Source organism: Gordonia otitidis NBRC 100426 (genome assembly GCF_000248075.1).
Taxonomy (GTDB): domain Bacteria; phylum Actinomycetota; class Actinomycetes; order Mycobacteriales; family Mycobacteriaceae; genus Gordonia; species Gordonia otitidis.
Window position 1 is genome coordinate 1 of the sequence record NZ_BAFB01000011.1, and the last position, 11,714, is coordinate 11,714.

Below are 11,714 nucleotides of genomic sequence, written 5' to 3' on the forward strand. Positions count from 1 at the left end.
GCCGGCCAGGGAGCACGATGCACAACGCAGCCCGAGATATGCGGGAAGAACTGGAGAAGCAGTGAACACCGGAATCATCATCGGAATAGTCATCGCGGTCGTCGTCATCCTCGCGTTGATCATCGCGGGGCTCGTCCTCGCGCGCCGTCGACGGATCTCGCTGCGTGACGACAGCCAGACGCAGGTGGTCGACGGATCCAAACCGCAGGTCGACCGCTCGGGCGGCTACAAAGCGTCGTCGGGCTTCAGCTTCAGCCAGGGCGGCGCGGCGTCGGGCACCGCGGTCGCAGAACCACCGCAACCGCCGGTGGCGCCGACCGAGCGGACCGAGGTGGACGGTCAGCCCGGCGTCGGAGACGACGCGTCGGTTCCGCGCGATTCCGAACGCAGGGGTATCACCAACGTCGTCCTGCCCGACAGCGACACCGACACCGCGGGCGCGGAACCGGCAACCGAGACCACTGCTACCGACTCCGCTGCGACAGACACCGCTGCGACAGAGACCGGGGCGACCGTCGCCGGTACGTCGGCTGCGGAGACCTCCGAGAGCACCGCGGATTCCGCCGAGTCTCCGCTGACCAGTTCGACGGTGCCCGTCGACGACGCGGATGCCTCGTTCACCACGCCGCTGTTCGAGGAGATCGTCGAGTCGGTCGGGGAGAGCCCCGACGAGATCATCGAAGAGATCGACGAGATCGAGGACGATGAATCCGCGGGCTCGACCGCGACGACCGTCGAGGCCGGCACCCTCACCGCCGAATCGGCTACCACCGCTGCGCCGCGCGAGGAGATCGAGCCGACCGCAGGCAGGCTCGGTCGGCTCCGCGGGCGTCTGTCGCGCTCGCAGGGGGCGATCGGCAAGAGCATGCTCGGGCTGCTCGGTGCGGGAGATCTCGACGAGGAGAGCTGGGAGGAAATCGAGGACACCCTGGTGATGGCCGATCTCGGCTCTACCGCGACGGACGCGGTGATCGAGCGGCTGCGCACCGAGCTGGCCACCAATCCGGTACGCAACGCCGACGAGGCGCGTGCGCTGCTGCACAAGGTGCTCGTCGAGCAGTTGCATCCCGAGTTCGACCGGTCGATTCATGCGCTTCCGCACGCCGACAAGCCCGCGGTCGTGCTCATCGTCGGGGTCAACGGCACCGGCAAGACCACGACGACCGGCAAACTCGCGCGGGTGCTCGTGGCCGACGGTCGGCGGGTGCTCCTCGGTGCTGCCGACACCTTTCGCGCCGCAGCGGCAGACCAGTTGCAGACATGGGGTGAGCGTGTCGGCGCAGGCATCGTGCGCGGCAAGGAGCAGGGCGATCCCGCCGCGGTCGCATTCGACGCGGTCGCCAAGGGCATCGACGAGGGGGTCGACGTCGTTCTGATCGACACCGCGGGACGACTGCACACCAAGACCGGCCTGATGGACGAGCTCGGCAAGGTCAAGCGCGTCGTCGAGAAGAAGGCGCCCGTCGACGAGGTGATCCTGGTGCTCGATGCGACCGTCGGCCAGAACGGTCTGGCCCAGGCGAAGGTGTTTGCCGACGTCGTCGACATCACCGGTGTCGCACTGACGAAGCTCGACGGCACCGCCAAGGGCGGCATCGTGTTCAACGTGCAAGAGGTGCTCGGCGTGCCGGTGAAGCTCGTCGGACTGGGCGAAGGCGCCGACGATCTCGCTCCGTTCGACCCGGACGCCTTCATCGACGCATTGTTGTGATCGGCACATCGGGCCGAGGAGAGTTATCCGATTCACCTGGCGGTTTACCTGGGTGACATGTGAATCGGGCTTTGGTTCACACGGTGGAAACACGGGAGCACCACAGCTGAAACCACTTGCCGACAGAGTCTTTGCAGGCGCCGAGCCGTCGGCGCGCTCTGAGGAGGTTTTCTACAGTGGTCTCTGCACTACCAGATAGTGTTTTCGGAGAGCCTGACGCCGGCAATACAGCGTGGATGCTGGCCAGCGCGTCGATGGTTCTACTGATGACTCCGGCGCTGGCCTTCTTCTACGGGGGGCTGTCTCGGGGTAAAGCGGTTCTGAACATGATGATGATGTCGTTCGGTTCGGTCGCGACCGTCAGCATCGTCTACGTTCTGTGGGGGTTTTCTGAGTCGTTCGGAAACACCGTCACCGGTGACTCCGACATCTGGGGAGTCTTCTCGAATCCGTTCTCGCTCTTCGGTTCCGACCAGTTGATGAACACCGCGGGAACCGAGGACAAGCCGACCTACGTGCTGTGGACGGGCGTTGACACCCATCTGCCCGCCATCGTCTTCCTTGCGTTCCAGCTCACGTTCGCCGTGATCACCGTGGCCCTGATCTCAGGTGCCGTGGCCGAGCGCGTGAAGTTCTCCACGTGGCTGGTGTTCTCGGTGCTGTGGTCGACCATCGTCTACTTCCCGCTCTCCCACATGGTGTGGGGTGGCGGTCTGATGTCGAACGCCGAAAAGGGCTTCGCCTCCTGGATGTTCGGCACCAATTCGGACGGCACCGCCAACGTCGCGCCGATCGACTTCGCCGGTGGCACGGTCGTCCACATCAACGCCGGTATGGCCGGCCTGGTGCTTGCGCTGATCGTCGGCACCCGCGTCGGTTTCGGCAAGACCGCCTACCGCCCGCACAACATCCCGTTCGTGATGCTCGGTGCAGCTCTGCTGTGGTTCGGCTGGTTCGGCTTCAACGCAGGCTCCGAACTCGCCGCCGACATGACCGCGGGCAAGGTCTGGGTCAACACCACCGCCGCGACAGCGGCCGCGATGGTCGGCTGGCTCGCCGTCGAGTGGGTGCGTGACAAGCATCCGACCAGCGTCGGCGCCGCATCGGGCATCGTCGCGGGTCTTGTGGCCATCACCCCTGCCTGTGGTGCGCTGACCCCGGTCGGCTCGCTGATCCTCGGTGTGATCGCAGGCATCCTCGCCGCACTCGCCATCGGTCTGAAGAACAAGTTCGGTTACGACGATTCGCTCGACGTCGTCGGCGTGCACCTGGTCGCAGGCCTGTGGGGAACCATCGGCATCGGCTTCCTCGCCAAGGACACCGGCCTGTTCTGGGGCGGCGACTACAAGCAGCTCGTGGTGCAGATCGTGATCGCCGCATTCGCACTGGCTTTCACCGGTGTGCTCACCACCATCATCGCTCTGGTGCTCAAGCCGCTCGGCTGGCGCATCAAGCCCGATGAGGAGAAGAGCGGCATCGATGAGGCCGAACATGCCGAGAGTGCGTACGAACTGGCATGAATCCCCGGTCATTCACTACTACGCTGATTCCTGTGGAGAGGGATAACTAATGAAGCTCATCACCGCAATCGTGAAACCGTTCACGCTTGAGGACGTCAAAGCCGGCCTCGAGCAGGCCGGGATTCTGGGAATGACTGTCAGCGAGGTGCAGGGTTACGGCCGCCAGAAGGGCCACACCGAGGTCTATCGAGGTGCCGAGTACTCGGTCGACTTCGTGCCCAAGGTGCGAGTAGAGGTCGTCGTGGACGACGCAGCTGTTGACAAGGTTGTCGATGTCATCGTGGAGGCCGCGCGAACCGGCAAGATCGGTGACGGAAAGGTGTGGGTCTCCCCGGTTGAGTCGGTCGTTCGCGTCCGAACCGGCGAGCGCGGCGCCGACGCGCTGTAGCGAGGCCCGTTGCCTTTCGTCAACTCCGACCGTGGCCCTGCGTCCGACGACTCGTCGGGTGCAGGGCCACGATCTGGCATGGGACCAGGCGGTGGCCCTCTCGCCGCCACCGACCTGGCACGCACACGCAAGCAACTGACCGAGGCGACCGGGGTCGGTCGACTCGACGCCGCCGGATTGCGGCAGGTCCTGGTGGACCTGCACGAGTTCTGGTTGACCAGCAAGGCGGCAGAGCTCGGGATCAGGCCGCACAGCGGACTCGCGATCGTCGCGGTGGGTGGACTCGGCAGAGGAGAGATGCTGCCGCACTCCGACCTCGACCTGATCCTGCTCCACGACGACCTCTCGGCCGACCGGCTCTCCGAGGTGGCCGACGGGCTCTGGTATCCGTTGTGGGACGCCAACATTCCGCTCGACCACAGCGTGCGTACCGTTCCGCAGGCGCTGCAGGTGGCGTCCGAGGACGTGACCGCTGCGCTCGGTCTGCTCGAGGCGCGGCACATCGTCGGCGACGAGGATCTCTCCGCATTGCTGATCGGCGGCGTTCGGCAGCAATGGCGTACCGAGATACGGCACCGATTCCCCGAAGTGGTCGAACACGCCCAGGATCGGTGGCGTCGTGCCGGCGATATCGCGCATCGTGCCGAGCCGGATCTGAAGAACGGCCGCGGCGGCCTCCGCGACGTCCAACTCCTCGGTGCCCTCGCGATCGCCCAACTCACCGATGGCATGGGCGGGTTGCGTCCTGACTCACCGAACGCCGGCCCGCAGATGGCCTATCACCGTTTGTTGGACATCCGTACCGAACTGCATCGGATCGCGGGACGCCCGCGGGAACAGGTCCGCGCCCAGGATGCCGACGAGATGGGCGCGTCACTGCGTATCGGCGATCGCTTCGACCTCGCGCGGGTCATCAGCGACTCGGCTCGAACTATCAGCTACTCCATCGACGTCGGTCTGCGTACGGCGGGCAATGCGCTTCCGCGCCGCGGCCTCTCCAAGCTGCGACGTTCGCCGATCCGGCGGCCCCTCGACGAGGGCGTGGTGGAGCACAACGGCGAGATCGTCCTGGCGCGCAACGCGATTCCCAGCAAGGACCCGGGGCTCATCCTGCGCGTGGCGTCCGCATCCGCGCGGACCGGGCTCCCGATCAGTGCGTCGACGCTGTCGCGGCTCGCCGACTACGCACCAGAACTCCGCGAGCCGTGGCCCGCCGAGGCTCTCAGTGATCTGCTGGTGCTGCTCGGTTCCGGGCACCACATGATCGATCCCATCGAAGCGCTCGACCGCACCGGCCTGTGGGGCAGGCTGCTGCCGGAATGGGGTGCGGTACGTGATCTGCCGCCACGCGACGCGGTGCACACGTGGACCGTCGACCGGCATCTCGTCGAGACCGCGGCATACGCGAGTTCGATGACCACCCGTGTGTCACGTCCCGACCTGTTGGTGCTCGGGGCGCTCATCCACGATCTCGGCAAGGGCCGTGGCGCCGATCACAGCATCGTCGGCGCCGAACTCGCCGTGCAGGTGGGCAACAGGTTCGGACTCTGGCCGCAGGATGTCGACGTGCTCTCGGATCTGGTTCGCCATCACCTGCTCCTGCCGTCGATCGCGACACGACGCGACCTCGACGATCCGGCGACAGCCGCCGAGGTGGCCGAGACACTCGGATACGACCGGGTGCTGTTGGAATTGCTCGCGGCGTTGGCCGAGGCGGATTCGCGCGCCACAGGACCCGGGGTGTGGGGGGAGTGGAAGGCCTCGCTGATCAACGATCTGGTGCGCCGCACCCTGCGTTTGATCGATGGGGAAGCTCCGGACGAACCGGAGCCGCTGAATGCGGAGGCGCGAGCGCTCGCCGAGAGCGGACCGTACGCGGTCAGTCTCACTCCGGGCGAGGGTCCGCACACCTTCACTGTGGTGATGGTCGCGCCAGATGCCCCGGGGCTGCTCTCGAAGATGGCGGGGGTGGTCGCGCTGAACGGCCTTCGTTCGCATTCGGCGACTGTCCAGACCATGGAGACCTCGGATGGCCAACGCCGTGCGGTCAACACATTCGTCGTGGTTCCGACATTCGGCTCGCCACCCGAAGCCGGTCTGCTCCGGCAGCAGCTGATCGCCGCGGTCGAGGGCAAGATCGACGTGATCGAACGGCTCGACGCGCGGGAACGAAGCTCACCCATTCCGACGATCGGCACCGTCAACGCCGTCCCGGGGACCGGCGCTGCGGCCGCTGCCGGCAGTACCGATCCGGCCGTCGACGGCGCCGGACACCCGAAGAACGCTGTACCGGCGTTGTTCGCCATCGCGCCGCCCCGGATCATCTGGGCGTCGGCGCCGTCCGACGACGAGGTGCTCATGGAACTGCGCACCGACGATCGGCTCGGGCTGCTCAGTCGGGTCAGTGCCGTGATCGAGCAGCACGGCGGCGACGTTCGCTGGGCGAAGGTGACCACCCTCGGCCCGACCGTCGTCGACAACTTCTGTCTGCGTCTCGCCGACGACACCCCACAGGCGCGCACGGCGCTCGCCGACGCGGTGATCGCGGCATGTCCGCCGCCACAGCCGAGGTCTGATTCGGGCAAGGACGACGGCGCGTCGGGTACGACCGGCTCCGGGCGTTCGGGCGTACCGATCAGTTGAGGGCCGAGATCGTCTGCGGCTGACGCACACGCGGTGACCGCAACTCGCACCGCTGCGGCACGCCAGGTCGGCGTCGTGGGACACTGGGGGAATGTTCGACTCCCTCTCCGATCGCTTGACCGGTGCGCTGAAAGATCTGCGCGGCAAGGGACGCCTGTCCGACGCCGACATCGACCGCACCGCCCGTGAGATCAGACTCGCGCTGCTCGAAGCCGACGTCTCGCTGCCTGTGGTGCGCGCATTCATCGCGCGCATCAAGGAACGCGCCAAGGGTGCAGAGGTCTCGCAGGCACTCAACCCCGCACAGCAGGTCGTCAAGATCGTCAACGAGGAGCTCGTCGGGATCCTCGGCGGCGAGACGCGGCGCGTGCAGTTCGCCAAGAACCCGCCGACCGTCATCATGCTCGCTGGCCTGCAGGGTTCCGGTAAGACGACGCTCGCGGGCAAGCTCGGCCACTGGCTCAAGCAGCAGGGCCACACCCCGCTGCTCGTCGCCTGTGATCTCCAGCGTCCGGGCGCCGTGTCGCAGCTGCAGATCGTCGGTGAGCGCGCGGGCGTGACGGTGTTCGCGCCAGACCCGGGAACGAGCATCGGCCAGTCCGGTGAGTTGGGCACCGTCAGCCATGGCGATCCCGTTGCCGTCGCGCGCGCCGGTGTTGCCGAGGCCCGCGACCACCACTACGACGTCGTCGTCATCGACACGGCCGGTCGCCTCGGTATCGACGAGGAGCTGATGGGTCAGGCCTCCGACATCCGGGAGGCCACCGAGCCCCACGAGGTGCTCTTCGTCGTCGACGCGATGATCGGTCAGGACGCCGTCGCCACCGCAGAGGCCTTCCAGAGCGGCGTCGGCTTCACCGGCGTCGTACTCACCAAGCTCGACGGCGACGCGCGCGGTGGTGCCGCGTTGTCTGTTCGCGAGGTGACCGGGCAGCCGATCATGTTCGCGTCGTCGGGTGAGAAGCTCGAGGACTTCGACGTCTTCCATCCCGATCGCATGGCCAGCCGGATCCTCGGCATGGGCGACGTGCTCAGCCTGATCGAACAGGCCGAGCAGCACTGGGATGCCCAGCAGGCCGAGGCAGCCGCACAGAAGATCAGTCAGGGTGAGCTCACCCTTGAGGATTTCCTCGAACAGATGCAGATGCTGCGCAGGATGGGGCCGATCGGCAACATCCTCGGAATGTTGCCGGGCGCCAACCAGATGAAGGACGCGCTCTCGCAGGTCGACGACAAGCAACTCGACCGTGTGCAGGCGATCATCCGGGGCATGACGCCTGCCGAGCGCGACAATCCCAAGATCATCAACGCCTCGCGCCGACTGCGCATCGCCAACGGTTCTGGTGTGACAGTGAGCGAGGTCAACCAACTCGTCGACAGGTTCTTCGAGGCCCGCAAGATGATGGCGCAGATGTCCGGCCGCATGGGCATGGGCGGCGGCTCGCGCAAGACCAACCGCAAGAAGGGCAAGGGCAAGAAGGGCAAGGCCAAGGGACGCGGACCGACGCCACCGAAGGTACGCGGCGGTTTCCCCGGGATGCCCGGTGGATTCCCGGACCTCTCGGGCATGCCCGCGGGCCTCGACGAGCTGCCGCCCGGGCTCGAGGGAATCGACATCTCACAGTTCCAACAGCCGAAGAAGAAGTAACGGCGTGACGGCTCCGGCAACGACGGACTCGTCTACGGCGCGTCATTATCACGGCCGTGACCCGCTGACCGACGACGTCGTCGACCTGTGGGTCGTCGGCGACGCCATCACCCGTGAGCCGGTATCGGGCGCTGTGACCGTGGTGGCCGACGGCTGGATCATTCCCGGGCTCGTCGACGCGCACAACCACGTGGGGATCGCGCCAGGACTGGGGGTGACCATCGACCAGGCGCGTGCCTTCGCGCACACCGACGCCACTGCGGGTGCGCTGTTGATCCGCGAGGTCGGTTCACCGCTCGACACCCACCCCCTCGACGGAACTGCGGGTCCGGTGTTCATCCGTTCCGGAAAGCACATCGCTCGGACGAAACGGTATCTGCGCGGGTACGGCGTCGAGCTCGACGATCCTGACGAGCTACCCGCCGAGGTGGCACGTCAGGCCGCCGCGGGTGACGGGTGGGTGAAGCTCGTCGGCGACTGGATCGACCGCGAGGTAGGCGATCTCGCGCCGCTGTGGACCCGTGCCCAACTCGACGCGGCGGTCGCCACCGCGCACGACGCCGGTGCGCGGATCACCGCGCACGTGTTCGGCAGTGACGCGCTCGATGACCTCATCGCCGCCGGCGTCGACTGCATCGAACACGGCACCGGCCTGCACGCGGATCAGATCGATGCACTCGTCGAGAAGTCGATCGCTCTGGTACCCACCATGATCCAAGTGGATAACTTTCCCGAGATCGCCGCAGGTGCCGACAAGTACCCGACGTACGCGGCACACATGCGAAAACTGCACGCCGCCGCTCCCGACACCTTCGGCGCGGCACGAGAGGCCGGCGTGGCGATGTTCGCGGGTACCGATGCGGGTGGATTCATCGAGCACGGGCGCATCGTCGACGAGATCGAACGCCTCGCCCAGATCGGTTTCGGTGCCATCGGCGCGCTCGCCACGGCAACGAGCGCGCCTCGACGATGGCTCGGAGCGGGGACCCTCGAGGAAGGCGACCGTGCCGATTTCCTCGTCCTCGACGACGATCCACGGACCGACCTGTCGACGCTCCGCAGGCCGCGCGCCGTCGTGTGCGCCGGTGTTCATGTCGTCTGAAGCGACCCCGGGCGCTGCCTCGGTGAGCGAGGGCGTCCGCGTCTCCGGCTGCGGTGCGCCGTGAGTCAGCTGATGCAGGACAGCCCCTGGGTGTGAGGTACGCCACTGACGACGCCATGGTCTGCGAAGTTACCCCCTAGTAGGGTGGCAATCACGTTGCATCGACGCGCGTACGCGGTCCGGTTCGGCGCTGCAGCACACCCATGTTCGTGCTGTGGACATCGATGTCGCTGTGGTGGCCCGGGCTCCCGTTGGACCGCGCAGAGCTCGTATGGGGCATGCGGTTGCCTTTCGCGGGGTGGGCAATCGCATGTTCCATACGACAGCGCCCGCGGTCAGCGGTTTCATCGTCGGGTCCGTCGACCCTCTGGCTGCCGGTTGACGGGATTTTTTCCAGGGGCTCCCGTCTGGCACAATGGATCCTCGGTTCGTCGGACCGGTCACGCACCGCCCGACGGTCACACCCGAATAGATCGCAAAACCGGGTCCGCCACATCGGGCGGGCTGCTGAATTGCGCAGTGACCACTGGAGAAACACCATGGCTGTCAAGATCAAGCTCACGCGGCTCGGCAAGATCCGCAACCCTCAGTACCGCATCGTCGTTGCCGACTCGCGGACCCGCCGCAACGGCCGCGTGATCGAGACCATCGGCAAGTACCACCCCAAGGAAGAGCCGAGCCTCATCGAGGTCGATTCCGAGCGCGCGCAATACTGGCTGGGAGTCGGCGCGCAGCCGACCGAGCCCGTCGCAGCGATCCTCAAGATCACCGGTGACTGGCAGAAGTACAAGGGTCTGCCGGGTGCCGAGGGCACGCTGAAGGTCGCCGAGCCGAAGACGTCGAAGCTCGACCTGTTCAACGCGGCACTCGCAGCCGCCGACAGTGCGCCGGTCGCCGAGGCGATCACCCCCAAGAAGAAGGCCGCGAAGAAGGCCGACGAGGCTCCTGCCGCCGACGAGGCTCCCGCCGCTGACGCCAAGGACGAGGCGTGAGCGCTGTCGTCGCCGACGCGGTCGAGCATCTCGTCCGCGGGATCGTCGCCAACCCCGACGACGTGCGCGTCGAGCTGATCACGGGTCGCCGCGGTCGTCTGGTCGAGGTGCACGTCAATCCGGAGGACCTGGGAAAGGTCATCGGTCGCAACGGCCGTACGGCCACCGCCCTGCGCACCCTGGTCTCCGGGATCGGTGGCCGAGGCGTCCGGGTCGACATCGTCGACACCGACCGCTGAACCGGCTCCCACGATGGACCTCGTGGTCGGCCGTGTCGCGAAATCGCACGGAATCCGCGGTGAAGTCGTCGTCGACGTCCGTACTGACGTTCCCGAGGAACGATTTGCAGTCGGCACCGTCGTACGTGGACGGCCGGGCCGTGGAGGCGACGAGAAGAACTACACGGTGACAGCCGCCCGGCAGCATGCCGGGCGGCTGTTGCTGTCGTTGGCCGAGGTGTCCGACCGCACTGCCGCAGATGCATTGCGTGGCACGCTGTTTCTCATCGACAGCGCCGACGTCGACTCTGGTGACGACCCCGACGAGTTCTATGACCACGAACTCGAGGGCGTCGCGGTCACGACCGTCGACGGTGTCGAAGTCGGGGTGCTCAGTGCGATCCTGCACCTCCCCGCGAACGACGTGCTCGCAGTGACGACGCCGTCGGGGTCGGAGGTCCTCGTGCCGTTTGTCCGCGAGATCGTGCCGACGGTCGGTGTCGACGGCATCGTGATCGATCCGCCGGACGGGCTGATCGACGACGAGTCATGAGCGATCCACAACACAGCGAACCCACGACGGCGCACACCGTCGCCCCGGCCGTCGCACGCCTAGGCCCGATGCGTATTGATGTGGTCTCGATCTTTCCCGAGTACCTCGATCCACTGCGAATCGCCTTGCTGGGCAAGGCGATCGACAAGGGTGCCATCGAGGTCGACGTGCACGATCTGCGTGACTGGACGCACGATGTCCATCGCGCGGTCGACGATTCGCCGTATGGCGGCGGCCCCGGCATGGTGATGAAGCCCGAGGTCTGGGGCCCATGTCTCGACGACGTCTGTCCCGACGACGCGCTCCTGGTGGTGCCGACTCCCGCGGGTGTGCCGTTTCGGCAGGAGACCGCCGAACGGTACAGCCGAGAGAAGCACCTGGTCTTCGCGTGCGGTCGGTACGAGGGAATCGATCAGCGTGTCTTCGACGACGCGGCGCGCCGGGTCCGCGTCGAGGAGGTCTCGCTGGGCGACTTCGTGCTGATCGGTGGGGAAGTGGCCGCGATGGCGATGATCGAGGCGACAGTGCGCCTCATCGACGGCGTGCTCGGCAATCCGCGCTCGCACGAGGAGGATTCGTTCTCCGACGGCCTGCTCGAAGGGCCGAGTTACACGAGACCGGTGCAGTGGCGTGGACTCGAGGTCCCGCCTGTGCTGCTCAGCGGTGATCACGCGAGGGTGGAGAAGTGGCGTCACGAACAGTCGCTGCAGCGCACGCGCGAGCGTCGGCCCGACCTGCTCGTGGATTCATCGACACAGCCCGAGTGAACCTGGGGGTCGCTCGACGACACCGGTGGCCGCGCAACCGTTGTCCACAGGCCTGCGTCGAGTCGACGTGTGGCCGTGCCGGGACGGCTATGATCTGCCCACACGTCGTGGGGAGGGGCCGTTGTGCCGGACAGGTGGACACGAATGCTCGACGACCTCGAGCGCCAACGCG

General features: G+C 66.7%; 10 protein-coding genes. All 10 read left to right on the plus strand.

The annotated features are described in order from the left end of the window. The first annotated feature begins 61 nt into the window (after positions 1–61). The 10 genes from ftsY (at position 62) to trmD (ending at position 11,542) form a co-directional block, all read left to right on the plus strand. Positions 62–1,711, plus strand: a complete 1,650-nt coding sequence (gene ftsY / locus GOOTI_RS01605) for a signal recognition particle-docking protein FtsY (protein ID WP_007236801.1) — start codon at positions 62–64, stop codon at positions 1,709–1,711. A 176-nt stretch (positions 1,712–1,887) separates the two neighbouring features. Continuing rightward, entirely contained in the window at positions 1,888–3,231 is a 1,344-nt protein-coding gene (locus GOOTI_RS01610) for an ammonium transporter (RefSeq protein ID WP_007236802.1), read from the plus strand. A gap of 49 nt (positions 3,232–3,280) precedes the next feature. After that, entirely contained in the window at positions 3,281–3,619 is a 339-nt protein-coding gene (locus tag GOOTI_RS01615; protein ID WP_005176661.1) for a P-II family nitrogen regulator, read from the plus strand. 9 nt (positions 3,620–3,628) lie between these two features. After that, a complete protein-coding gene (locus GOOTI_RS01620; protein ID WP_039993095.1) occupies positions 3,629–6,262 on the plus strand; it encodes a [protein-PII] uridylyltransferase in 2,634 nt (877 codons plus the stop codon). A 91-nt stretch (positions 6,263–6,353) separates the two neighbouring features. Further along, positions 6,354–7,910 (plus strand): signal recognition particle protein, encoded by a 1,557-nt coding sequence (gene ffh, locus GOOTI_RS01625; RefSeq protein WP_007236804.1) that lies wholly within the window; start codon positions 6,354–6,356, stop codon positions 7,908–7,910. A 4-nt stretch (positions 7,911–7,914) separates the two neighbouring features. After that, positions 7,915–9,012, plus strand: a complete 1,098-nt coding sequence (locus GOOTI_RS01630) for an amidohydrolase family protein (RefSeq protein WP_007236805.1) — start codon at positions 7,915–7,917, stop codon at positions 9,010–9,012. Positions 9,013–9,551: 539 nt separating this feature from the next. Next, on the plus strand, positions 9,552–10,004 hold the full coding sequence (gene rpsP, locus GOOTI_RS01635) for a 30S ribosomal protein S16 (protein WP_039993096.1): 453 nt from the start codon (positions 9,552–9,554) through the stop codon (positions 10,002–10,004). Continuing rightward, a complete protein-coding gene (locus tag GOOTI_RS01640) occupies positions 10,001–10,243 on the plus strand; it encodes an RNA-binding protein (protein ID WP_005176668.1) in 243 nt (80 codons plus the stop codon). The genes rpsP and GOOTI_RS01640 overlap by 4 nt, the downstream gene beginning before the upstream one ends. Before the next feature lie 13 nt (positions 10,244–10,256). Beyond that, positions 10,257–10,775, plus strand: coding sequence for a ribosome maturation factor RimM (rimM, locus tag GOOTI_RS01645; protein ID WP_007236807.1), 519 nt, complete (start codon positions 10,257–10,259; stop codon positions 10,773–10,775). Between the two features lie 68 nt (positions 10,776–10,843). After that, positions 10,844–11,542 carry a tRNA (guanosine(37)-N1)-methyltransferase TrmD gene (gene trmD, locus GOOTI_RS01650; protein WP_039993097.1) on the plus strand — a complete coding sequence of 233 codons (699 nt, stop codon included), beginning with the start codon at positions 10,844–10,846 and terminating at the stop codon, positions 11,540–11,542. Positions 11,543–11,714: the final 172 nt, after the last annotated feature.